The following is a 24,170-nucleotide window of genomic DNA, read 5'->3' as shown; positions in this document are numbered from 1 at the left end:
TTAGGATACTTCGTTAATAAAAAAGGCTTAGAAATTTCTAAACCTTTTTTAAAGAATGGATAGTCACCATGTTTAAAATGAGTATGTAACACCAACGCGTGTTTTTAACTGACGTTCATTCTCTTCCGCTGAGCCGTAATCTGATGTCCAAAATTCAACATAAGGTCTTAGGTTATCGAATTTATAGCCGATTTTTACACCTAAATCCCATTCCCAATCTTCTCCATTCGCTTTGACTTGATCTTCGTAGCTTTTGACGTAGTTCGCCTCATAACTTAATTGAAGGTTTTTTAAATCTTCGTCTTGGAATTTATAAGCGCCTGTCAATGTAAATTTACCTTGCTGAACAGTCTCACCAGCTAATGCTATTTTATCGCCGTTAACTTTTGTGAGAGAACTGCTTGAACTGTCTGTGTAGTTTTGGAATTCATGACGGTAGCGGAGAGCCGTTGTTAGGCCGAAGTCGGCTTTATACCCAACACGAAACTGTGGTTTAAGTGTCGTTTTTTCATCGCCGAACGTAATAGGCATACCTGGCTGCAAATACCATTTTTCATCTAACGCATAACGAACCCCCCAATCAAATTCAGAATCTCCGCGTTCCAATTGGTTATATATATCGCCTTCTGCATTTGGAGCGAACTTTTGTTCAACGCTAAAATATAGCTTTGTCTCGTCTGCTATTTTTGTACTTCCACCAATCTTAATACGATGCGCGTATTTGTCGTCTTCATGTTTATATTCCGCTCGATAATCAAGAGATGCACCAGCAGCTGTGCCCGCTAAAAGAGTACATGCAACAGCTGCAGCAATTTTTGTAACAGAATTCATACCTTTGTCTCACTATTATTTTTTTATTTTGGATACATCCAATGTACCCCTGACTCACAAACCAATACCTTACATGGTATTAAATTAATGTATGACAAATATGGTATTTATTCCTAGAGTAGATTTCTGTGAGATCTATCAAAAGTTCCGACTAATGGCCTATTTATATAGCTAAATGTTATGAATATCTCAATTTAAGGCTTACCAATCAAATCATTCATGACTCAGTTCTCATATTAACAAACCTTGTAAGCTCAGTTGGTTGCATGTGTTAAAATAATACAAATATAAGAATATTCCCACGCTTTCATATCGATGTTCTAGTTGTTGTGGTTTAAACATAACGGGGCATGTTGAGGGATATAGATATAAACCACCGCCAAATGTTTGGTAAAAGTTAAAAGATGGCGAAATGTAAATTTTATTTATTGGTTTATTTAAGTCGAAGAGAAAATATTTAGTACTAATTCGTGTTCAAAAGTAGTTTCTGTGCTGAGAGTGTACTCAGTATCTGTTAACAATAAAGGATGAGTCATGTTTAAGAAAAACATATTAGCAGTGGCGTTATTAGCGACTGTGCCAATGGTTACTTTCGCAAATAACGGTGTTTCTTACCCCGTACCTGCCGATAAATTCGATATGCATAATTGGAAAATAACCATACCTTCAGATATTAATGAAGATGGTCGCGTTGATGAAATCGAAGGGGTCGCTATGATGAGCTACTCACATAGTGATTTCTTCCATCTTGATAAAGACGGCAACCTTGTATTTGAAGTGCAGAACCAAGCGATTACGACGAAAAACTCGAAGAATGCGCGTTCTGAATTACGACAAATGCCAAGAGGCGCAGATTTCTCTATCGATACGGCTGATAAAGGAAACCAGTGGGCACTGTCGAGTCACCCAGCGGCTAGTGAATACAGTGCTGTTGGCGGAACATTAGAAGCGACATTAAAAGTTAATCACGTCTCAGTTAACGCTAAGTTCCCAGAAAAATACCCAGCTCATTCTGTTGTGGTTGGTCAGATTCATGCTAAAAAACACAACGAGCTAATCAAAGCTGGAACCGGTTATGGGCATGGTAATGAACCACTAAAGATCTTCTATAAGAAGTTTCCTGACCAAGAAATGGGTTCAGTATTCTGGAACTATGAACGTAACCTAGAGAAAAAAGATCCTAACCGTGCCGATATCGCTTATCCAGTGTGGGGTAACACGTGGGAAAACCCTGCAGAGCCGGGTGAAGCGGGTATTGCTCTTGGTGAAGAGTTTAGCTACAAAGTGGAAGTGAAAGGCACCATGATGTACCTAACGTTTGAAACCGAGCGTCACGATACCGTTAAGTATGAAATCGACCTGAGTAAGGGCATCGATGAACTTGATTCACCAACGGGCTATGCTGAAGATGATTTTTACTACAAAGCGGGCGCATACGGCCAATGTAGCGTGAGCGATTCTCACCCTGTATGGGGGCCTGGTTGTGGCGGTACTGGCGATTTCGCTATCGATAAAAAGAATGGCGATTACAACAGTGTGACTTTCTCAGCGCTTAAGTTGAACGGTAAATAGCACATAGCATAACCAACAGGCTAGCTAGACGCAGTCCTTAAGGAATATTTTCGAAGACCACTTAACCGAATGTTGAGTGGTCTTTTTGTTTTATATGAGTTTTAGATGACCTTGGTATTAATGTGACCTTGGTATCAATGAGGGTGTGCTGAAGCCTACCAATAAAAGGTACAGCTAAAACAATACAACCTTGTCAAAAGACAAGGTTGTATTCAGAAAGCGTAGGAAGATTTTAGGACGGCAACTCGATACGGAGTTTAGTCATACATCAGCTCTTTGGCTTTATCGGCATCAAACTCTTTAAGAGACTTTCGAGCCAAGTGACGGAATGGGAAAGCTTTAACGACTTCTTCGAATGGTTGGATGGCAAATGCCCAAAAGATAGAACCGTCTAATCCAAAGATGATCAATGCACACAATGGAATTGAAATTACCCATTGACCAGTAAAGTTGATTTTGAAGACTGCGGTCGTTTTTCCTAGTGCTCTTAATACATTCCCATGAACCGTGTTGTAGCCACGGACAATCGGCAAGAAGATGTAGAGTGGGGCGATAACGGCCAATGCTTGATAGGTAGACTCATCCAAGTTCGGGTAAATGTCACCAATGACCAGACTTAATCCTGCGAACAAGATTGCACACACAAAAGAAATGACGACTGCAATATCAATACTGGTATCGACGTTTTTGACTAGGTCATCCATCTTTTTAGAGCCAATCGCTTGGCTGATAGTAATCGCGGAAGAGTGAGCCCAAGCGGTAATAAATTGAGAGACAGCCCTGATCCAAGGCATCACCAAAGTAATCGCAACATACGCGTTGATGTTAAGTTGCGAATACAGTAACTGATAAATCGTTGCGCCAATCAATAGCATGGTTACATTTGCTGCGACAGGGAATATCTCGATAAAGTGACGACGAACGTTTGTCATGAACTCAGATCGCTGGGCGTCTAATTTGAGTGAAATTGCCGAGCTTAAATACACGCAAAGAACCAGATACACAAGGCGAAGGGTGATAGCAATAACACTGCCTAGCGCGGCGCCTTGAACACCAATGCCTTCGAAATTTGAAAAGCCGTGAATGAGTCCATAAGAAAGTACAGCGTTGATCGGCAATTCAATCAAATACCCTTTAAACGGTATTTTGGTTCTTCCTAATGCATTAAATAGGGCGATAATTACTTGCGTTAATGCTGTGAAAATGACGAGATACTTTGAGATATCAAGGTAGTGGCTGATTTCTAAGTAAAGGGCTTTATCGTCGGTTAAAGCCTGAATTAAAGGCTGTTCTAAAAAGGTGAGCAGAAACCAAAATATTGTCGCGATACCTAAGTTGATGAACAGACCTGCCCAAAACGCTTTGGATAATGAAGCGGTAATGCCAGAACCCACGGCGCGGCTCAATACTAGCTGAGTGCCGTTTGCCAGCGCCATTTGAATACCGAGTACAAAGGCAACCATAGTCGTCGCAATTCCCATGGCAGCCAAAGGTATTTCACCAAGAGGAGAAACCAGCAGCGTATCGATCATCAACATCGACTGCATCAATATACCGTTTAGGGCTAGGGGCCAGGCGAGAGAGAAATTTTTCCTTACATACGATTGTGTAGACACAAACAACACCTTATGTGTGTAACCGTAAGTTTTCTCTGAGAGGATCCGAGTTCAACATTTAAAGATGAAACACTACGGTAATGGATGGTTAAAAATGGGCGCTAAAACAGACTGACTCGTGTATTGGGATACACGAGTCAGTCTGGTCAATCTTGGTTATGCGATGGCTAATTCAACCCTAGACAGCTTTTGGTTTTCATCATCAAGTAAAGCTTGAGAGGCTATTCGAGCCTGATTCGCATTGCCTGACATAATCGCATCGTATATCGCTTTGTGCTCTTCTAAACAGAAGCGACCGCCTTCGGCAGAGTGGTCGATAAACTGTTTGAAAATTGTCGACAGAATGTTCGCGAACGGAATGTAAAACTGGTTACCCGTCGATAAGAAAATCGTTTGGTGAAACAGATGATCGTTGGTTGTCCACTCTTGATAATCAAAGCCGTTTGCCGCGATGGTCATCTTTTGGAAAAGAATCGAAAGCTCTTTGCGTTGCTCTACCGTAGCGTTGGATGCTGCAAGCGCACACGCTTCTGGGTCAATCGCTTTTCTTAAGCCCAAGAATTGAGATAAGAAGGGTTTGGTGTCTTCTAAATCTTGGATCCAATACAGTAATTGAGGATCTAAAAAGTGCCATTGCGTTCTTGGTTTGATACGAGTGCCCACTTTAGGCTTTGATTCAATCAACCCTTTTGCTGAAAGCAGCTTAGTGGATTCTCGAAGGGCAGTTCTGCTGACTCCAAAGATCTCGCACAACTCCATTTCGCTAGGTAACTTCTGATTTTCTTTCAACTCGCCAGACAAGATTTTGCGAGCAATTTGTCTCGCGACTTGAACATGAATTCGGCGGCTTGAATCTTCCACCAATGTAAATATTGACATTTAAACCACCTGAAATTGAAACTTTGAAAACAAAAAAAGCCAGACGAATCTGGCGCTTAGTGTCAGTATATACGTCTAATATAGTGTGAGGTTTTCCCTCATCTATTTGGGTCTGATGACCTTATTTAGTGTGACGGTCTTAACGACTTTATATAACTTAACGATTCTATATAACTTAGTGAGCTTATATTAGTCAGCTAGCTAGGGCGTTATTTGTCCGCCGTTAACATCTAGGATTTGCCCTGTGATGTAACCGCTGCAAGCGTGCGATGCAAAGAAAGCAAATGAAGGGGCAACTTCATTAATATTGCCAAAGCGTCCCATTGGAATGTTGTTAGCAATGGTCGCTTTCAGATCGTCGCTCTTGCCATCGTGAAATGCGGTGTCGATAGTGCCCGGTGAAACAATGTTGAAACGGATATTGTCTTGCGCGAACTCTTTCACCCAATTGCGGTGAATGTCGTGTAACCACGCTTTAGATGCGGCATATACGCCAGCACCCACACCACCGCCTTCGCGAGCGGCAATAGAGCCCGTGCTAATCACACACGATGTTTGCCCCGATAGAGCAGCAGATGCACGCAAGTGTGGGATAGAGAACTTAGTTGTCATCAGCGCGGATCGAACATTCAGGTTCATCACACGCTCATAAAACTCGTCATCGATATTTTCTAGACTTGCACGCCCACCAAGGCCACCTGCGTTGTTAATCAACACATCCATGCCGCCAAAATGGTCGGTGAACTCTTTGACTAACCTTTCGCACTCTAATGTGTCCATTAGGTTTGCAGGAAAAAACGCAACATCGCCACCCAATGCGGTGAGTTCGGTGAGAACGTCATCGACTTTTGGGCTGAAAGCACGACTATTGATGCCAATCTTTGCGCCGTACTTTGCAAAAATGCGTGCAGTAGCTAAGCCCATACCAGCAGTAGAGCCAGTAATTAAAATGCGTTTGCCTTTTAAATCGTTAAACATCAGAGTCGCCTATATTGTAGATTATTTGCGTTAATAAATCATACAATAACACTTGCTATATTCAAGAGTGTTCATCTAAAAACTGATCATTACCGACATAAATAGTGAGAGTAAGAGTGGTTTTGTGAGTTCACGCATACAAAAAATGTGTAAATAAGAACTATTTGTATGAATAAATGGGTGTGTTTGGTTTGATGAGCTTAATACTTATAAGATTGTCAAAATAATGCTCTAGCCTATGTTGGTAGTGACCTCACGTTATTCTTATACTGAGTTGGTAGAGATATAAATCAGTGTTATAGTACGAATTAAATAATACATATCTAATAAGTAAGTAGACACATGGCTGGTCATTTCAATTCTATTTCAGGCTCTAAGCGAAGCCTTCATGTGCAAGTTGCACGTGAAATCGCTCGTGGTATTTTGTCGGGCAATTTGCCTCAAGGTTCTATTATCCCTGGTGAAATGGCTCTGTGTGAGCAATTTGGTATCAGTAGAACAGCATTAAGAGAAGCGGTTAAGCTTCTTACTTCAAAAGGCCTATTAGAATCTCGCCCTAAGATTGGTACTCGTGTTGTTGACCGCGCGTTCTGGAACTTCTTAGATCCACAATTGATCGAATGGATGGACGGTTTAGCTGACACCGACCAATTCTGCCATCAGTTTTTAGGCTTGCGCCGTGCCATCGAACCTGAAGCTTGTGCGTTGGCCGCTAAATTTGCGACTGCGGATCAACGAATTGAATTATCAGAAATTTTCCAAAAAATGGTGGAGATATCTAGCGAAGAGATTCTTGATAAAGAGCGTTGGCTAGATATTGATATGAAGTTCCATAGCCTAATCTTCAACGCAACAGGGAACGACTTTTACCTACCATTCGGCAATATCTTAACGACTATGTTTGTTAACTTTATTTCTCACTCTTCTGAAGAGGGAAGTACTTGCATTGAAGAACACCGCCAAATTTATGAAGCAATCATGGCGGGGAACAGTGATAAAGCGCGTCAAGCGTCAGCGAGTCACTTGCTAGAAACGAACCACAGGTTACCAATCGCTAGTTAATTGTTTTAAAAAGATTTTTACTTTGAATCTTTGTTGGAACTGGTTCATTGGAACTAAAAGGTACACCAGGAAAGCACGTTTAATACGTGCTTTTTTTGTATCTAAATTTGATGGAAACCTGACTGATGTCCAATATTTGACCTATTCTTTGCTGTTTTGTTAAAACCACTAGCAACCAGCCTTGTTAGTTATATAATAATACTAATCAAATTATTGCGAGTGTGATTATGCCTCAGTCTTTATTACCAAATATTCTTCAGTTTATCGGTCAGATAGACCCATTCGATAAGATCCCTAAAGAAGCGCTGCGTGAACTTGCCTCTAATGTTCAGATCACTTACCTCGGCAAAGGTGATGTGGTTGATCTGTGTGAATCGGGCAAGGAAAAGTCGCTTTATATCATTCGAACTGGCTCTATGGAGCAACGAAAATCGGACGGTGTGCTTCGCGCACGTCTAGGTAGCGAAGACTTGTTCGGTTTTACATTCTTAGATTCTGAAGTTAACGATGAGAAAGGCTATAGAGCCATCGCAATTGAAAACACCTTACTTTATGTGATTCCACACTCGGCACTTCAAACGCTTTTCAAAGCCTTTCCAAGTTGCGCTGAACACTTTGCTTCACAGGCGCAGGTTCGCTTGAAGTCGGCATTGGATGTGGTGTGGTCAAATAAAGAGAAAGGCCTATTCATTCGTAAAGTCGAGGAAGTAGCAAGCGGGCAGGTGGCCATTGTTAAGTCTGAGCAAACCATCCAGTCGGTTGCGGTTGAAATGCTTCATCAACGCTCACCGTGTGCGGTGATCTATGAAGGTGACACCATTGTTGGTTTGATCACCGACCGTGACATGACTAAGCGAGTGATCGCTCACGGTGTCAGCACTGATAGCCTGATCTCAGAGGTAATGACACACTCTCCACTCACAGTGAAACCGGATGATTTAGTGCTGCATGCTGCATCTATCATGATGCAATTCAATATCCGTAACTTGCCCGTTGTGAAAGAGAATAAGGTCGTTGGTCTTCTCACCACGTCTCACTTAGTTCAAAACCACCGTGTCCAAGCGATCTTCTTAATCGAGAAAATCAAATACGCGGGCAGTGTGAAAACCATGTCTTCGTTTACCCCAGAGCGACAAGCTATTTTTGAAGCGCTGGTGGAAGGCAAGGTTGCACCGGAAACCGTCGGTAAGGTAATGACCATGATCATGGATGCCTACACCCGCCGATTGATTCAAATAGCGATTGATAAGTTAGGCCCACCACCGTGTGATTTCTCTTGGATCGTAGCGGGATCGCACGCGCGTAACGAAGTGCACATGCTGTCGGATCAAGACAGCGCGATTGTACTGGCTGATGATGCGACAGACAGTGACCGTATTTACTTCAAACACTTAGCGATGATGGTGACCAACGGGTTGGCAAGCTGCGATTACCCGTTGTGCCCAGGTAAATTCATGGCAGCGACGCCAAAATGGTGTCAGCCACTCAATGTTTGGAAGCACTACTATAAAAAGTGGGTTGCCAACCCTGAGTACGAACGCCTACTCAACATCAGTGTGTTCCTAGAGATCCGTACTATTTATGGCAACAGTGAGTTCGAAGGCATTCTTCGTGATGAGCTGCATACCAATATTCGCGGTAACCGTGAGTTTTTAAGCACGCTCGTGAAAGATGCGGTCAATACCAATCCACCTTTGGGTATCTTCAACAGCTTGGTGTTAGAGAAATCGGGTGAGAACAAGAAAACCTTGAACGTGAAGAAATACGCCATCAACTTGATTATTGACTTAGCACGTATTTATGGTCTCGCAGTGGAGTGTGACTTGTCGGCCACTGATGAACGCTTTGCGGCAGCCAATGAAAAAGGCATGCTGAGCGACGACGCATTCAAAAACATTCTAGGTGCTTACCAGTTCATTCTCTCTTTCCGATTCGGTCATCAACTTGAAGCGTTGAAGAACGGAGATGTGCCCGACAACAATATCAATCCAGATAGCTTTGGTAGCTTTGAGCGTAAACACTTGAAAGATGCCTTTAGGATCATTGCTGACCTTCAAGAAGCGGCGAAAATTCGTTTCGGAGCGCGCTAATGAAATCGTTTTTAAATTACTTTCATCCGCTTGAGCGAATTAAACGTAAACGTAAGCAATATCTGGGAACGGTTAAGTTGCCAGAAGCGTTACATGATCTCGTAGATCAGCCTTGCCCTGAAATGACGGACTTGGCCAAAGACAGTGACTATATCGTGTTGGATCTTGAGACCACGGGTCTAGACAGCGAACAAGATCTGATTTTGTCCATGGGTTGGGTCGATGTGGTCAAGGGGCGAATAGACTTAGCGTCCGCCAAGCATATTTACCTGGATAACGATTCGCAGATCAACGCCGAAACCGCCGTGATTAACCATATTACGCCGCAAATGTTGGAAGAGGGCGCTTCTATTCATGATGCGATGCTGACGTTCTTCGAAGCAGCGAAAGGCAAGATTATTGTCGCGCACGCTTGCATGGTAGAAGAGAGGTTCATTAGCCAATATCTTCTTCGTAGCTATGGTTTACGAGCGATTCCTCTGCTTTGGCTAGACACATTGTGTATCGAAAAGAGTATGGAGAAAGCGATCAGCAATCATGAAGAGGTGGATTTGACTCTAGCAGGCACTCGTGAAAGATACGGGCTTCCTGAATACAACAATCATAATGCGCTTGCTGATGCAGTATCAACTGCGGAATTGTTTTTAGCTCAGCAGAAGCGAGTTGTGCCTAACGATGAAGTGACCGTTGCATTTCTCTATCGGATCAGTCACTAGGGTGAGGAGCGTTAAGTACTTGGCTCTTATTTAAATGAATTGATTTGAAAGAAGAAAAGCCAGCGATTAAGCTGGCTTTTGTTTAGGTCTTAGAAAATTAGGACAGTAATTATCTTAGATTATTTATATAGCTATCGATTAGAAGCTGTAAGTTAGACCAACACGGCTACGTAGCTCACGAGTCGCTTTAGTCGATGAAGTACTCACATCACCAAACTCTACATATGGTGCCCATTGACCCATCATGTGGCGAATACTTGCGTTCAACTCGTAGTTGGTATCGTCGTTGTCGTAGATGTCATATCCATCCGCTTTGTAGTAGTTACCCTCTAAACCAAAGCGCCAGTTTTCCATTGAGTAGTTAACGTTTGCCGTTAGACGGTGGCGGCGTTGGTTTTCAATGTTTTTCTCAACACCGACAATGTCACCATTACCGTCGAGCTCGTACTCAGTCGTGCTAGTATTTTGTCTCATATCGTAACGGTAACGAGCACTTAGGCTTAGGCCATCAACGCTATCCACTTTGTATGTTGCACGAACTTGAGGTTTGTACGTAACACCAGATTCGCGACCTTCAATTGGCATACCGTAAGTCATTGTCCAGTTATCGTTTAGTACATGACGGTAATTTAGACCAAGCTCCCAACCGTTATTCTTCAAATCTTCCATGAATTTACCGTCTTCTCCCTTGAATTTCGCTTCGATATCTACAAGGAAGTTGCCAATGCTATCGCCCAGTTTTACACGAGTAGCGTGTTGATCTGTATGACTCTTGTATTCGTGTCTCATATCGAAAGACGCCGCAGATACAGAGCCAGCAGCGAGTACAGATGCCACAGCAATCACGATTTTAGTTTTATTCATGGTATTAATTCCATATTTATAGGTTGAGTATTGGCCATAATTACAAGCCAAATAGAGTAGTTCTTGTCTTCAATGCATTTTTTTGTTGAAACGATTTCTTGGTCATTTCAAGTTTGTTTTGCATTTAAATAATACAAATATGCTAACGATTTGAAGGCGCATGATCTGTGAATTGGATCGTGTTGTGAGGACAAAACCACTATTTACAAAGGGTTACAAAGTCAGCTTGTATTGGTAAGCTTATGATTTTTAGTGCTTTGTTTGTCTATTGATCATGGTTTTTAAGGGTTTTGTTCATCAATAAATGTGCGCTACAGCAAAAAATTGAATCTTTAGATGTCATTTTTATTTGTAATACATTATTATTTACTAGCTTTCTGTAGCAACACATAACTTTGCTGTGTTGATTACATGCACTGACAGTGTGAAGCCGAATAAGTAAGAACGGTCTTGAAGCTAAATGGATTAAATCCACCGCTTTAAGAACATGAGGCATTTACTTGAGGTGATTTAAAGCTCAATCAGAGAAGGTTTGAAATGTAGTAGGCAAGGCAGTGACATAGCCTGCTATATGAGTACGAACTTGATAGGAATGAACAGGGTTCGAATAGTTACCCGTTGTTCTCATCAGCGACAAAGAAGAAATCGTTGAAGTGCTTGCGAAAGCATTTTGATTATTGCTCCCAACTATTCTAATTATAACTTCTGCTTTCGTTTAGAAAGGTAGGAGACGGTAGTCGAAGATCTACCCTTGCGCTCATGTTGATACAGGCAACATGAGCGTTTTTTTATCTGAAATTTGAGTAGAGAATAGTTTGATAAGAAAAAACGTGTAAGCCGCGGCTTAAGAGCTAAGCTTTTAGGTTGATGACAGCGCGTTCAAGTGAGTCTGCTTGTTCTACTACTGAAGTTGCAGAAGCGGCGTTTTTTGAAGCGCTCGTTACATTCGTCAGTGTCAGCTGTTTAATGGTATCTACGTTTTCGATGATCTCTGACGTCACTTCACTTTGCTCCTTCATAGCATTGGAGACTTCTAAACTGTTATTTAGAATGGTTTCCATGTCTGCGATAACCGATGTGATTCTTGAATGTGCCTTCTCACAAGAGTCGACACTGCTGTTACCTTTTTCACAGCAATTTTGAATCGTGTTAACCACCATTTGGGTTTGGTCTTGAACCCCTTGAATAATGGTTGAGATCTCTTCGGTTGAAAGCTGTGTTCTGCCAGCCAAGGTTCTCACTTCATCGGCGACGACCGCAAAACCACGACCTTGCTCTCCAGCGCGCGCTGCTTCAATAGCGGCGTTCAAAGCGAGTAGGTTGGTTTGTTCAGCAATGTCTTTAATCACTTCTAGTACGGTATTGATCTTTTCTGAGTACACAGAAAGGCGATTCACTTCTTCACTCGCACTCACTAAGTCAGTTGAAAGCGTATTGATTGTGTCTCTGGTGAAGGCCACATCGTTCAGGCCATCATTTGCCGTGGAGAAGCTGGTCTGTGCATTTGCTGATGCATTTTCACTATTGGTCGCAACACTTTGGATATTGCTGCCCATTTGATTTATCGCGGTCGCAATATTTTCTGTTTGTCGTTGCTGCTTGTTTAAAGCGCTTTCTACTTCTATGCCGTCTTGTTGCAACTGGTTCGAAATGTTGCCGAGCCCTTGAATCGACCCTTGTACTTGACCAACAAGTTGACGAATATCTTCTAAGACGGTGTTAAATGACTTGGCAATATCCGCAATTTCATCTGAACCGCTGTCTTCCGCTTTGACGGTAAAGTCACGTTGTTGGGATACGTGCAACATGGTTGCGTTTAACGAGGCTATCTTCTTAGCGACACGCGATGAGATCCCAAAGGACAGCGCGATCAGTAATCCAGTGACGGCGATTACGGAACTCACAATAAACGTAGTGATGGTTTGTTGAATCGATTCGACCTGTTGTTCTAAACGACCTTCAACGCCGGTAAATATCGAGATGATATCTTCAAACAGCATTTTCATTTCTGATTTCAGCTCACTGACCTTTGCAGGGTTGCGTTCTATCGCGTCTACCATCAAGGAAAAATCTTTGTCGTATTGTTTTACTTCTCGTGTCAGCTTGTCTAACTCTGGTACAGCAATGTCTGACTCTTTGAGTAAAACAGAGAAGCTATTCATCAACTGTTGGAAGTGTGAATACTCTTTGGCGAATTTAGGCTTGAGGGCTTTGTCGTGACTGATCAGAAACTCTAGTTCCGTTCGATTTAGTTGAAGCATCGAAACTTCAAGCGACTTCACCTTGATCAGGGTTTTCTCAAGTTTGATCAGCTTTAGGTTTGCCATTTCAGTGAATGAGACGACAACCAATAACGAAATAATGGATAAACAAGCAAGGCTAAAAAGGGAGGTTTTAATTTTCATAGGCAGGCACCAAAGCAAAACAATATGACTCAACAACGTATTTGGGAATCTCGTTTCTCTTATTTGCGTGATCAGTAGCTTACAAGCGGATAACTGAGATTTGACTCGCAACGGAAACGTTTGCTTACAGTATTTTATGGAAAGGTTATGCGCAAGTTAAATATTTATTATTTTCAATGACTATTGGTGATTGTTTTATCACTAGATGGAGTGCTGTAAATATTAACGAGAGATAGAGGTATAGTCGGACCAAAGTGATGAGGGGAAGTGGTAGAGAAAAGAGCAAGTGAAAAAGCCACGAACATTCACGCTTAGTCACATGAATGCTCGTTTCTATTGTCATGTCTCTTGCTCTTGTCGCTTAATTGCAGATGGATTAGCTGTAGACGGGTTCGCTGCAGTCGTTTAGTTGTAGTCGTTTATATGTATGGAGACTAACCCTGTGAGAGCCGTTTTTTAGTATTAGCTTTCCGTCGGCATCCAAACCTGCTTAGACGTGACTTTGTGGTCTTTAAAGGTCAGTTCTTCAACCTTGTCTCCGTTAGTATTCCAGCGAGTGAGTTTCCCGTTTGCTACTTCGCCTTCATCAAATTTCGCTTGGCTGGCCTTATTGCCATTAGGGTAGTAGTCCGTTACCAATCCATCTTTTTGCCCGTCACTGTATTCGGCTGTTAGGCTTTGTTCGCCATTCGGATACCAGCGAGAGGCAACACCCGACAGTTCATTGTCTTTATAGTTGAGCTCCGCTTTTTTCTGTCCGTTTGGATACCATGTCTCGGCCTTACCTTGCAGTTCACCTTTAACGTAATTCACTTTAGAGGCAACTTGGCCATTTGGGTACCAGTTGGTTTCTAACCCAAGTTCTAGGCCATCGGCAAATTGAGCTTGGGTCGCGACTTGGCCGTTATCGAACTTCTCTTCAAATTGACCAGTAAAGGGTTTTGAGTGGTTTACTTGATAAGCCACACCTTTGCGCATTTGTAAGTAGTCAACAGCATCATCGCTGGTGGCTGCATAGCTCATAGAAGATACCGTACTAAGAGCAATTAAGATTGGAACGTATTTCTTCATAATGACACCTTTTTAATGGACGAGGGGAAAGTGTAACTGGTGTGTTAAAAGCATTTCACTTCCGAGAACCACTGTCAGTATCTAATAGTGGTTTTCAAGTTTTCATTATTGGCTACCTAATATAGGGAACTTTTAAAAGCAAATTTCGAATTCTATTTGTACTACAAATGTGTTGGTTCAATTCATTTTTATAAATTATATCTAACGATATTTTTGCTGTTCTTCTTTGAGCTTTGATCGTGAAAAATAATAATTTTTGTCGATAATCATTCATTTTTAGAGGGTTGGTTCATGTTTTTCGGGGTTTTTGTCGAAATATAGTGCGGATGGCTGCACTCACTTGAGTAATTATGCTCGCAGGCGGTGCAACTTTGAACTCGATCACTTGTATGATTAATTGAGTCTAGTACTGTAAGATCACTGTCACGCATTTGGATTATTGTAGTACAAATATGCTTGTCATCTATCTATAGTGAACCTAACAAAAAAACATAAATAAAAGGTCTCAAGATGGAACTCAATACCCTGATAGTTGGCATCTACTTCCTATTCTTAATTGCAATAGGGTGGATGTTCAGAACGTTTACAAGTACGACAAGTGATTACTTCCGTGGAGGAGGTAACATGCTTTGGTGGATGGTAGGTGCAACCGCATTTATGACCCAGTTCAGCGCATGGACATTTACCGGTGCAGCAGGTAAAGCCTTTACTGATGGCTTTGCAGTAGCGATTATCTTCATCGCTAACGCATTTGGTTACTTGATGAACTACCTATACTTCGCTCCGAAGTTCCGCCAACTGCGCGTTGTGACGGTTATTGAAGCGATTCGTATGCGTTTTGGTAAGGTTAATGAACAAGTGTTTACTTGGTCGGGCATGCCAAACAGTGTTATCTCTGCGGGTATCTGGCTGAACGGCCTTGCTATCATCGCATCGGGTATCTTCGGCTTTGATATGACAACGACGATTGTCCTAACGGGTCTGGTTGTATTGGTGATGTCAGTAACGGGCGGCTCTTGGGCGGTAATCGCATCTGACTTTATGCAGATGGTTATCATTATGGCAGTGACCGTAACGTGTGCTGTAGTAGCGGTCTACCACGGTGGCGGTGTTACACAAATCATCAATGACTTCCCAACCGATTCATTTATCACGGGTGATAACCTTAACTACCTAAGCATCTTCAGCATCTGGGCGGTGTTCATCTTCTTGAAGCAGTTCAGTATCACCAATAACATGCTGAACTCTTACCGTTACCTTGCAGCGAAAGACTCAAACAACGCACGTAAAGCAGCACTGCTTGCTTGTGTACTAATGACACTGGGTCCAATCATTTGGTTCATGCCTTCATGGTTCATGGCAGGTCAAGGTGTTGATTTAGCAGCAGCTTACCCAGAAGCTGGCAGTAAAGCCGCTGACTTCGCTTACCTATATTTCGTTCAAGAGTACATGCCGGTTGGTATGGTTGGCCTTCTGATTGCCGCGATGTTCGCAGCAACAATGTCTTCAATGGACTCTGGTCTAAACCGTAACTCAGGTATCTTCGTTAAGAACTTCTACGAGCCAATTCTTCGCCCTAAAGCGACAGAGAAAGAGCTAATGGTTGTTTCTAAACTAACGTCTACTTTCTTCGGCATCGCGATCATCTTGGTTGCTCTGTTCATCAACTCTCTTAAAGGTCTGAGCCTGTTCGACACCATGATGTACGTGGGCGCATTGATCGGCTTCCCAATGACGATTCCAGCATTCTGTGGCTTCTTCATCCGTAAAACACCGGATTGGGCGGGCTGGGGTACGCTAGTTGTTGGTGGTGTGGTTTCTTACTTTGTTGGTTTCGTTATCACGGCGGATATGATTCAAAACTGGTTCGGTCTAAACGAACTAACTGGCCGTGAGTGGGCTGACCTGAAAGTGGCTATCGGCCTTATTGGTCACATCGTATTTACTGCTGGTTTCTTTGTTCTTTCAACATTGTTCTACAAGCCATTACCGGAACACCGTGAGAAAGATGTCGACAAGTTCTTCAATAACCTAGCGACACCGTTAGTTGCTGAGAGTAATGAACAGAAGAAACTGGATAACAAGCAACGTCGTATGTTGGGTTCACTTATCGCGGTAGCGGGTGTGGGCGTAATGACTATGTTTGTACTGCCAAACCCTATGTGGGGACGCATGGTATTCGTTCTGTGTGGTTTGATTGTGTTCTCTGTTGGTCTGTTACTTGTTAAAGCGGTCGATGACAAAGTCGAGCAACAAGACGAAGTGACTCCAGCCGAAGGCTAATTTAATACGCATCCTTAATAACATCACGGCCACCTAAATGGGTGGCCGTCATTTTTATAATCCAAACTTTAACGTGAGATGTACGATGAACAAAAAACTATTATCGGTAAGCATTATTAGCGCGTTCACGCTCGCTTTTGCAACAGGCTGTACGACACAAGAGAAAACAGCACCCGTAGTGAGTGTCGCTGAACAAGCTGTGCCTGCTATTAGCGAAATCGACCGTAGTTACCTATTGAGCAGTGACCGCTTAACTGAAGTTGATGGCGACACCTTAGTCGTTGGATCAGAAGAGCAAGTCGCCGCGCTTAAAGCACAATTTGAAAACCTAAAAGATGGCGACGAAGTTATTATCCCTGCCGGTAAATACGCGAACTTAGGTCAAGTGACGATTACGGCGAATGACATCACCATTAAAGCCGAGCAAGCTGGTTCTGCGTGGATCACTGGCTTGATTCAGTTTGAACTGAAAGGCGATAACATCACGCTTGATGGCCTAGTGTTTACCGAAGGCGGTCCAAACGAAAGGTTTGGCGGCGTACGAATGATGGGCGACAACAACACTTTAAAGAATTCAACATTTTACTACTTTAACCACGCTTATGAATATCAACCAGATGAGCGTCGTTCTGAATACCCAAGATACCTATGGGTTTCTTTGTGGGGTAAAGACGGTAAAGTCATCAACAACCGTTTCGAAGGTAAGCAAAAACGCGGCACGTTGATTGGTGTGCAAAAAGATGACACGCCAGACAACCATCTAATCGCAAATAATATCTTCATGGATCAAAAGCCGAACCAGTTTAACGAATTCGATATCAAAGAGGCGATTCGTTACAACGGCAACAGCTGGGAAGCACTTCGTATTGGTGATTCAAAATCTTCTCAGTGGGACTCTAATTCAAAATTCGTTAATAACTTGATGATCGACATGGATGGCGAGCGCGAGCTTGTCTCAGTTAAGTCGGGTGGCAACACAATTTCTGGTAATACAATTTTTGAAAGTTCTGCTTTGATTTCTTTGCGTCATGGTAAAGGAAGTAGTGTTGAAAATAACATTATTCTAGGTAATAAAAAGAACTTAACGGGTGGTATTCGAATCTACGACGAAGACCATGTGATCCGTAATAACTACATTGCGAATACTCGTGGACGTGACGGTGTGATTGAAGGCAATGCTGACCTACGTGGCGGCATTGTTATTAACACAGGTATCATCGACGTAGCGAATGGTGAGCAGCTAGATCAATCGGTGAAGGGCAAAGAGCTGAACAAGCAGTGGACGCCGAAAAACATCACCATCGAAAATAACTCTCTAGTCGACACTGAGTGGGGCATTATCTATGGCAACTAAACTCACCGTGTTAGCCTGTTCAATAATGCGGAAGTTGAAAAGATTTATGCAGGTGTTGATGTGGCGTTCAAACACAACGTGGTTGATAACTCGCAATCTCCTGAGTTTGTAAGTGTACGTGCAACGCAAGATTACCCGCTAATGGGCGCAACGTATGACAATGAAACATATGTTGGCCAAGTGACAGCATCTGAGCAGATCTCGAGCTTCTCTGTTGAGTTGCCCGCAATGATAGTTACTAACGGTATTAACGCTTACCAAGGTGAAGGCGCAGACGTGTCTAAACTTGCGGTCGTGACGGCTGAAACTGCGGGTCCGGACTACGTGCTTGAGAATACGACTAAGTAAGTTATTAGTTATGGGTTATTACTTAATTGCTAATGGCTTAATGGCTTAATGGCTAATGCTTAATGGTTAGAGCTATCGAATAAATTTATGATAACTGTCCTGACCATTAACACTTAAAAAGCCTCAACGGGTAATACCTGTTGAGGCTTTATCGATCTTAGGTCGTGACTATCTCGATCTTACGTCGAGACTACTGTGATTTATGCTTATGCAGCAGATCCCAAGGGATATGGCATAAGTGATGATCTTCAGGAAATCGGCTCAAATGATGCTGGTGGATATCATCACTCGCGACATAATGAGTTAACGGCAATATCTCGAGTGCGATACGGTCGGCGTCGTCACGAGAGGCAACATAGTGCTTAGCTTCTGTTAAGTGTGCTGCGTTGGTGCTGTAAACTCCGGTGCGATACTTTTCACCCACATCGACACCTTGTTTATTCACGCTGTAAGGGTCAATAATCTCAAACAAGTGTTCCATCAGAATCGTGACTGACGTGATGCTTGGATCAAACTCTATTTGTACGCACTCTGCATAGCCATCGTAATCGCTTTGTGTGCCATTGCATTGCGTGCTATCGCATTGTGTCGTCCCGTTTTCGGTTAGCTGGGCGCTTCCATTGGCACGACCTGCTTCTGTGCTGATAACACCAGGAACGTACTTAATAAATTCCTGTACGCCCCATAAGCAACCGCCAGCTAAATAAATTTGTTCCATACTTACCTTTTACTTCTCTGTGTTTGTTGATGTTTGTTCGATGTGTGAATCAATACGATGATACCCGCACGTATAAAAAAGCGTCTATAAAAATGAGCGCGCAAATAAAAACAAGCGTTTAGGTATTGTAAACCTGTGCGACTGAACAAACATAAGTTTAATATGATTTGTGATTATATAAGTCAGTATTGCTTTGTCATCAACTCGAATCTCAACATCAAGTGAGCGTTACTCTGAACATGTTTGATCAAATAAAAGACTTCATTAATCCGAGCAAGAACCCAGATCTTACTCAGGCCCATGAATACCAGCGTCAGCATCTGCCAACATTGTGGCTCTTGGGAAAAACGGGGGCGGGCAAGTCATCGTTTATTCAGGCGGTGACTGGCGACTCTTCTGTTGAAGTGGGCAATGGTTTTGCGCCTTGTACCATGACGGCGATGTCTTACGAATTCCCACAAGACAAGCCGGTGATGCGCTTTCTCGATACCAGAGGACTAAGCGAAGCGAATTATGATGCGAAAGAGGATCTGGAAGAGATTGGTCAGGCGGGCAATGCGTTAGTCGTTGTAATGAAAGCCGACGAACCTGAGCAATCCTCAGTGCTTGCGGCTCTAAAGCAGATTAAGAAACAGAAGAAAATTAAACACTTGCTGCTTGTTCATACTGCAGTGTTGTCTTCCGGTGAAACAGATCGAGCAAGACAGGTTCAGTTCAACACCAACCAAGTAGAGAAGGCTTGGGGGAAAGAGTTTGAATCGGTCGCGGTGGATTTTGAAACGGATGACTTGAGTAATAACAGTGGCTCAGTTTACAACTATAACGTTTTGTTAGAAAAGCTGACCAACATCCTTCCTGTTATTGGAATGATGGTGGTAGACAAAGAGCATTCCACGCAAGAAGAAGCCAACTTTGATCAAGTAGAAAACGAAGTGCTTTGGTATGCGGGAAGTGCGGCAGCGAGCGACCTGATTCCGGGTGTTGGGTTGGTGTCGGTACCTGCGATTCAAGCGAAAATGCTTCATAGCTTGGCGAATCAATATGGGGTCGAGTGGAACAAGAGAGTCTTCAGTGAGTTGATAGGCACTCTGGGAAGCAGCTTTGCGTTGCAATACGGAATGAAGCTGGGCACTCGACAGTTGATAAAGCTGATTCCAGTTTATGGTCAAACGGTAGGGGCGGTGGCTGCAGCGGCAATGAGTTTCGGTACCTCTTATGGTTTAGGTCGCGCGGCTTGTTTTTACTTCTATCATAAGAACAAAGGTGAAGAAGTGTCTGAACAAGAGATGCAGAAGATCTACAAAGAATCCCTGAAAAAAGGAAAGGCGGCGTCGGGCTATGAAGAAAATTAGAAACCTATTTCGATTACTGGCGGTGTTATCGAGCGGCCGCTGGGGTATTGCCCTGATTTCTGCCATCTTCCCTAGCATTATCATGATGGGTTTTGGTGTCTTCTTGGCGATCAAATACGGTTACCTACTCGAAATGTCGATTGCCATTGCCGTGAGTACCTTGGTATTCACCATTCCTTTGTTTATTTCTAGCCGTTCTTCACGCGATTCTTCAAGCCGCTCTTCAAGTACGGAGCCCTTCTCAAATAAAGAGAGCGACGGCCTTGGCGAAGATGCTTCTGAATCTGAATCACAACATAACAAAGCTGATATCAACGATGCATTGGTTAAGGCTTCGACTGATTGGTCTCAAAAAGAACTGTCGATCTGGAATGATTCAAAACACCATGTACGCCAACAATTAATGGTCGACATAGAGTGGGGCAACCTAGACCAAATCGGTGTAGAAGTACTTGAGTTTGTGGCGAAAAAGTTTGATAAGAAATCGCTCGATTTCTCGATTCCTGAAGGGCTAAAGCTGTTCGAAGAGGTAAGCCGACGCTACAAACTGGTAGTGCGAGAGCATATACCGGGCATTGAGTATCTCAAGGTTTCTTACATCAAAGCGGGCTACGAAGCCTATGACAAATATGGCGAGCTAGGGCAGAAGATCGTTAAGGCCGCTATTTGGGGGAATCACCTCAAAAACCTCTATTTGAACCCGTTAAAAGTTGTTTCTGATTTAGGGAGAGAGCAAGCGACATCTTCAATGACAAGAGGTGTGGTGGATGACATGCAATACGCCGCGAAACAAGCCTTACTCGATGAGGTGGCTGCGGTAGCGATAGATCTTTACAGCGGGCGATTCAGCATTGAAGATGAAGCATTGAAAGCGTCCGATGTTTCTGAACTCGACGAACAACGCTTTGCTCCTGAATTAGAGCCTGTGCGAATCGTGCTGGTGGGGCAAACCAGTTCTGGTAAATCTTCACTTATCAATGCGCTTAAGCAAGAGTTGGTAGCTGAAGTGGATGTACTGCCATCAACCGACACTTCAACCGTATACAACGCGTTTGTCGACGACAATGATGTTCGCGTTGTTGATCTTCAAGGGCTTGATGGCAATCCTAAAACCGAAGCCTTAATGCTGAAAGAGATGACCCAAGCCGATGTGGTGCTATGGGTGCTTAAAGCCAATCAATCTGCGCGTGATTTGGATAAGCAATTGAAAGATAGATTTGATGCTTTCTATGACGACCCTAAGAACATCTCACGCAAGAAGCCGATTGTGGTCTCGGTTGTGAATCAGGTAGACCGATTAAAGCCTGTAGACGATTGGCAACCACCGTATGACTTAGAGAATCCAACATCGACCAAAGCAAAGATCATTGCTCAAGCGCTCGAATACAATCATATATTGCTGCAAACCGATATCGTGTTACCGCTGGCGATTGCGCCAGAAAAGGTACAGTTTGGTTTAGATACTTTAAGGCAGACGTTGATCGAGCGTATCGCTGACGCAAATAACGTGCAGAGAAACCGCCAACGTTTAGAAGCCAAGAAAAGAGGCACGTCGGTTAAAGGCCAACTGAATAAAGCGGTAAAAGCCGGTAAGAAGGTGGCACCCAGTGCATTGAAAGCAGCGACGCCAAAACTGGCTGAAATGGCCATCAAGCAAGTCGTGAAGAAAAAGTAATCCACGACTGCGGCTGCAAAATGGTTCTGATGAGGTTTGAGATTCATCAGAACTGAGTTTTTAGAGCGTGAGAGCTTATCTTTTTTAGTTAAGGCTGAGAGCTTTAGTGCTTAGCTTTTTAGCTCGGGAGCTCTCTAGAAGATGGATTCCTAGAAGATAGCTTTTTAGAAAACAGCTATATTAGCCCCTTATTAGAGGAAGCATTGAGTTTAAAAGAGACTCGATATTATTAAGTAACTCGCTGAACTAGTTTAATAGTATATAAACTGCTGTGATTCACAGTTTATATAACACGCTATCGTATTTAATTATCATTCTAAATGTTGATCACATTTATACTTTTCTTAGCTGTATTTATAAAACAATTGCACTATATTTAAATTTCGGATCATCTTGATTTCAACGTAGGGATATATTGTGAACATGTATCTGAAATGGCAATCAACAACATGGCTAACCTTGTTAGCTTGGTATACCTTAGATCACCAGCTCTCGTTCCGCCTTTCTTCAGAGTAGTACCCTCTAGGCGTCACGCGCCAGCAAAGCAGCGCGCTTTGTTTACCTATCAGCAGCTTTGATAACCTTTGAACGCATGAATGTCGCACTTATTATTTCGTGCAGAATATTCGTTGTTTTGTCGTTCTCGCTAATTATCTCAGCCTCTGTTTAGGTTCGATTAATAACTAATTATTTAACTTTTTTATTTTCATTGTTAATTTCCGTCTATCTTTATGCGGAGCTATTAAATTAATGGTGAGGATTCGTGACATCTAAAGAAAATAGATTTCGACCTGTTCGGAATGTATAGAAAGGTACTATTATGGAAAACTTCAAACATCTACCAGAACCGTTTCGTATTCGTGTTGTAGAACCAGTAAAAAGAACAACCTCTGCATATCGTGAACAAGCCATTGTTGACGCGGGCATGAACCCATTCTTACTGGATAGTGATGATGTGTTTATCGACTTACTGACAGACAGCGGAACAGGATCTATTACTCAGCGTATGCAAGCCGCGATGTTAATGGGTGATGAAGCTTACAGTGGTAGCCGCAGTTACTACGCATTGTCGAATGCGGTTAAGGATATCTTCGGTTACGAGTTGACGATTCCAACGCACCAAGGGCGCGGCGCAGAGCAGATCTACATTCCTGTTCTTATCAAGAAGCGTGAAATGGAGAAAGGGCTCGATCGCAGCAAAATGGTCGCCTTGTCGAACTACTTCTTCGATACAACACAAGGTCACACCCAAGTGAATTGCTGTGTGGCGAAGAACGTTTATACCAAAGAAGCGTTCGATACCTCAGTGAATGCGGACTTCAAAGGCAACTTCGATGTGGCGAAACTGGAAGAAGCGATCTTAGAAGCGGGCGCGGCCAATGTTCCTTACATTGTGAGTACCATTACTTGTAACTCTGCTGGTGGACAGCCAGTGTCTATCGCCAATCTAAAAGCCGTTTATGAAATTGCTCAGAAGTACGATATTCCTGTGATCATGGACTCGGCACGCTACGCTGAAAATGCCTACTTCATTCAACAACGAGAAGTGGGTTATCAAGATTGGACAATCGAACAGATCACGCGTGAGTCTTACAAATACGCGGATGGCTTAGCCATGTCTGCCAAGAAAGATGCCATGGTACAAATGGGCGGCTTGCTGTGCTTTAAAGACGACTCTTTCATGGATGTGTACACAGAGTGTCGAACCTTATGTGTGGTGCAAGAGGGCTTCCCAACCTATGGTGGCTTAGAAGGTGGCGCGATGGAGCGTCTTGCGGTTGGCCTTTATGACGGTATGCGTCAAGATTGGTTGGAGTACCGCATTGGCCAGGTTCAATATCTCGTTGATGGACTAGAAGCAATGGGTATCGTGTGTCAGCAAGCAGGTGGACATGCTGCGTTTGTCGATGCGGGTAAACTGCTTCCTCATATTCCGGCAGGTCAGTTCCCAGCGCATGCTTTAGCGTGTGAACTTTACAAGGTTGCAGGTATCAGAGCGGTTGAGATTGGTTCATTGCTGCAAGGCCGCGACCCAGTAACAGGTGAACAGCATTCATGCCCTGCGGAGCTATTGCGTCTTACTATTCCAAGAGCGACGTATACACAAACCCACATGGATTTCATTATCGAAGCATTCGAAAAAGTGAAAGAGAACGCTGGGAAAGTAAAAGGGCTCGACTTTACCTATGAACCACCGGTGTTAAGACACTTCACCGCGCGCTTGAAAGAGGTAGAAACCGTTGAAAAACATACAGAAAAAAAGAATGAACAAACGCTCGAAGAAGCATTTTAAAATAAAAAGTTAAGCGAATAGTCACTAGAAACATAATCAAAGGCTCCCCCGGGAGCCTTTTCT

General features: G+C 43.1%; 16 protein-coding genes and 1 pseudogene. 9 read left to right on the top strand and 8 right to left on the bottom strand.

Annotated features, from left to right (window positions below):
- Positions 1–72: 72 nt before the first annotated feature.
- Positions 73–831: an oligogalacturonate-specific porin KdgM family protein gene (locus M4S28_RS10930; RefSeq protein ID WP_017077165.1), complete on the bottom strand. Its 759-nt coding sequence runs from the start codon at positions 829–831 to the stop codon at positions 73–75.
- 534 nt (positions 832–1,365) lie between these two features.
- Here M4S28_RS10930 and M4S28_RS10925 point away from each other — a divergent pair.
- Positions 1,366–2,403, top strand: a complete 1,038-nt coding sequence (locus M4S28_RS10925; RefSeq protein ID WP_017063622.1) for a polysaccharide lyase family 7 protein — start codon at positions 1,366–1,368, stop codon at positions 2,401–2,403.
- A gap of 257 nt (positions 2,404–2,660) precedes the next feature.
- On the opposite strand, the gene M4S28_RS10920 is transcribed toward M4S28_RS10925, so the two are convergent.
- The 3 genes from M4S28_RS10920 to M4S28_RS10910 all read right to left on the bottom strand — a co-directional run bounded on the left by M4S28_RS10920 (position 2,661) and on the right by M4S28_RS10910 (position 5,876).
- Entirely contained in the window at positions 2,661–4,028 is a 1,368-nt protein-coding gene (locus M4S28_RS10920) for an MATE family efflux transporter (RefSeq protein ID WP_017081002.1), read from the bottom strand.
- Between the two features lie 147 nt (positions 4,029–4,175).
- Positions 4,176–4,898: a FadR/GntR family transcriptional regulator gene (locus M4S28_RS10915; protein WP_004733529.1), complete on the bottom strand. Its 723-nt coding sequence runs from the start codon at positions 4,896–4,898 to the stop codon at positions 4,176–4,178.
- Positions 4,899–5,099: 201 nt separating this feature from the next.
- Positions 5,100–5,876, bottom strand: coding sequence for an SDR family NAD(P)-dependent oxidoreductase (locus tag M4S28_RS10910; protein ID WP_249631797.1), 777 nt, complete (start codon positions 5,874–5,876; stop codon positions 5,100–5,102).
- A 342-nt stretch (positions 5,877–6,218) separates the two neighbouring features.
- Here M4S28_RS10910 and M4S28_RS10905 point away from each other — a divergent pair, with 342 nt between their 5' ends.
- From M4S28_RS10905 to M4S28_RS10895, 3 genes are all read left to right on the top strand, one after another.
- On the top strand, positions 6,219–6,938 hold the full coding sequence (locus tag M4S28_RS10905; protein WP_004733531.1) for a FadR/GntR family transcriptional regulator: 720 nt from the start codon (positions 6,219–6,221) through the stop codon (positions 6,936–6,938).
- A 227-nt stretch (positions 6,939–7,165) separates the two neighbouring features.
- The gene (locus M4S28_RS10900; RefSeq protein ID WP_065204762.1) at positions 7,166–9,028 is read left to right on the top strand and encodes a DUF294 nucleotidyltransferase-like domain-containing protein; all 1,863 of its coding nucleotides are present in this window, start codon (positions 7,166–7,168) and stop codon (positions 9,026–9,028) included.
- Positions 9,028–9,744 carry a 3'-5' exonuclease gene (locus tag M4S28_RS10895; RefSeq protein ID WP_249631796.1) on the top strand — a complete coding sequence of 239 codons (717 nt, stop codon included), beginning with the start codon at positions 9,028–9,030 and terminating at the stop codon, positions 9,742–9,744. The genes M4S28_RS10900 and M4S28_RS10895 overlap by 1 nt, the downstream gene beginning before the upstream one ends.
- A 138-nt stretch (positions 9,745–9,882) precedes the next feature.
- On the opposite strand, the gene M4S28_RS10890 is transcribed toward M4S28_RS10895, so the two are convergent.
- From M4S28_RS10890 to M4S28_RS10880, 3 genes are all read right to left on the bottom strand, one after another.
- Positions 9,883–10,608, bottom strand: coding sequence for an oligogalacturonate-specific porin KdgM family protein (locus tag M4S28_RS10890; RefSeq protein ID WP_017082728.1), 726 nt, complete (start codon positions 10,606–10,608; stop codon positions 9,883–9,885).
- Between the two features lie 851 nt (positions 10,609–11,459).
- Entirely contained in the window at positions 11,460–13,013 is a 1,554-nt protein-coding gene (locus tag M4S28_RS10885) for a methyl-accepting chemotaxis protein (protein WP_249631795.1), read from the bottom strand.
- 462 nt (positions 13,014–13,475) lie between these two features.
- Positions 13,476–14,084, bottom strand: coding sequence for a toxin-antitoxin system YwqK family antitoxin (locus M4S28_RS10880; protein WP_114633646.1), 609 nt, complete (start codon positions 14,082–14,084; stop codon positions 13,476–13,478).
- 510 nt (positions 14,085–14,594) lie between these two features.
- Between M4S28_RS10880 and M4S28_RS10875 the strand changes: the two genes are divergently transcribed.
- Together M4S28_RS10875 and M4S28_RS10870 are read left to right on the top strand one after the other, a co-directional pair.
- On the top strand, positions 14,595–16,367 hold the full coding sequence (locus M4S28_RS10875) for a sodium:solute symporter family transporter (protein ID WP_017092962.1): 1,773 nt from the start codon (positions 14,595–14,597) through the stop codon (positions 16,365–16,367).
- An 85-nt stretch (positions 16,368–16,452) separates the two neighbouring features.
- Positions 16,453–18,069, top strand: a pseudogene (locus M4S28_RS10870) (polysaccharide lyase 6 family protein).
- A gap of 190 nt (positions 18,070–18,259) precedes the next feature.
- On the opposite strand, the gene M4S28_RS10865 reads toward M4S28_RS10870, so the two are convergent.
- Positions 18,260–18,787, bottom strand: a complete 528-nt coding sequence (locus M4S28_RS10865; RefSeq protein WP_249631794.1) for a peptide-methionine (S)-S-oxide reductase — start codon at positions 18,785–18,787, stop codon at positions 18,260–18,262.
- A 239-nt stretch (positions 18,788–19,026) separates the two neighbouring features.
- Between M4S28_RS10865 and M4S28_RS10860 the strand changes: the two genes are divergently transcribed.
- The 3 genes from M4S28_RS10860 to tnaA all read left to right on the top strand — a co-directional run bounded on the left by M4S28_RS10860 (position 19,027) and on the right by tnaA (position 24,107).
- The gene (locus M4S28_RS10860) at positions 19,027–20,139 is read left to right on the top strand and encodes a YcjF family protein (protein WP_249631793.1); all 1,113 of its coding nucleotides are present in this window, start codon (positions 19,027–19,029) and stop codon (positions 20,137–20,139) included.
- Complete coding sequence (locus M4S28_RS10855) at positions 20,126–21,814, top strand: GTPase family protein (protein ID WP_249631792.1); 1,689 nt, start codon at positions 20,126–20,128, stop codon at positions 21,812–21,814. Before M4S28_RS10860 ends, M4S28_RS10855 begins: the two co-directional genes overlap by 14 nt.
- A gap of 820 nt (positions 21,815–22,634) precedes the next feature.
- On the top strand, positions 22,635–24,107 hold the full coding sequence (gene tnaA, locus M4S28_RS10850; RefSeq protein ID WP_249631791.1) for a tryptophanase: 1,473 nt from the start codon (positions 22,635–22,637) through the stop codon (positions 24,105–24,107).
- The last annotated feature ends 63 nt before the right edge of the window (positions 24,108–24,170 follow it).

The sequence above is a fragment of the Vibrio sp. J383 genome (assembly GCF_023503985.1).
Classification (GTDB): domain Bacteria; phylum Pseudomonadota; class Gammaproteobacteria; order Enterobacterales; family Vibrionaceae; genus Vibrio; species Vibrio splendidus.
The sequence above is the reverse complement of the archived record's forward strand: the minus strand, read 5'-3'. Positions and strand labels throughout refer to the sequence as shown.

What these genes read in the sequence shown, in the direction of transcription:
- M4S28_RS10930 (WP_017077165.1), bottom strand. Translation starts at nt 831, where the DNA reads ATGAATTCTGTTACAAAAATTGCTGCAGCTGTTGCATGTACTCTTTTA.
- M4S28_RS10910 (WP_249631797.1), bottom strand. Translation starts at nt 5,876, where the DNA reads ATGTTTAACGATTTAAAAGGCAAACGCATTTTAATTACTGGCTCTACT.
- M4S28_RS10880 (WP_114633646.1), bottom strand. Translation starts at nt 14,084, where the DNA reads ATGAAGAAATACGTTCCAATCTTAATTGCTCTTAGTACGGTATCTTCT.
- M4S28_RS10925 (WP_017063622.1), top strand. Translation starts at nt 1,366, where the DNA reads ATGTTTAAGAAAAACATATTAGCAGTGGCGTTATTAGCGACTGTGCCA.
- tnaA (WP_249631791.1), top strand. Translation starts at nt 22,635, where the DNA reads ATGGAAAACTTCAAACATCTACCAGAACCGTTTCGTATTCGTGTTGTA.
- M4S28_RS10895 (WP_249631796.1), top strand. Translation starts at nt 9,028, where the DNA reads ATGAAATCGTTTTTAAATTACTTTCATCCGCTTGAGCGAATTAAACGT.
- M4S28_RS10875 (WP_017092962.1), top strand. Translation starts at nt 14,595, where the DNA reads ATGGAACTCAATACCCTGATAGTTGGCATCTACTTCCTATTCTTAATT.
- M4S28_RS10865 (WP_249631794.1), bottom strand. Translation starts at nt 18,787, where the DNA reads ATGGAACAAATTTATTTAGCTGGCGGTTGCTTATGGGGCGTACAGGAA.
- M4S28_RS10905 (WP_004733531.1), top strand. Translation starts at nt 6,219, where the DNA reads ATGGCTGGTCATTTCAATTCTATTTCAGGCTCTAAGCGAAGCCTTCAT.
- M4S28_RS10855 (WP_249631792.1), top strand. Translation starts at nt 20,126, where the DNA reads ATGAAGAAAATTAGAAACCTATTTCGATTACTGGCGGTGTTATCGAGC.
- M4S28_RS10885 (WP_249631795.1), bottom strand. Translation starts at nt 13,013, where the DNA reads ATGAAAATTAAAACCTCCCTTTTTAGCCTTGCTTGTTTATCCATTATT.
- M4S28_RS10890 (WP_017082728.1), bottom strand. Translation starts at nt 10,608, where the DNA reads ATGAATAAAACTAAAATCGTGATTGCTGTGGCATCTGTACTCGCTGCT.
- M4S28_RS10860 (WP_249631793.1), top strand. Translation starts at nt 19,027, where the DNA reads ATGTTTGATCAAATAAAAGACTTCATTAATCCGAGCAAGAACCCAGAT.
- M4S28_RS10900 (WP_065204762.1), top strand. Translation starts at nt 7,166, where the DNA reads ATGCCTCAGTCTTTATTACCAAATATTCTTCAGTTTATCGGTCAGATA.
- M4S28_RS10915 (WP_004733529.1), bottom strand. Translation starts at nt 4,898, where the DNA reads ATGTCAATATTTACATTGGTGGAAGATTCAAGCCGCCGAATTCATGTT.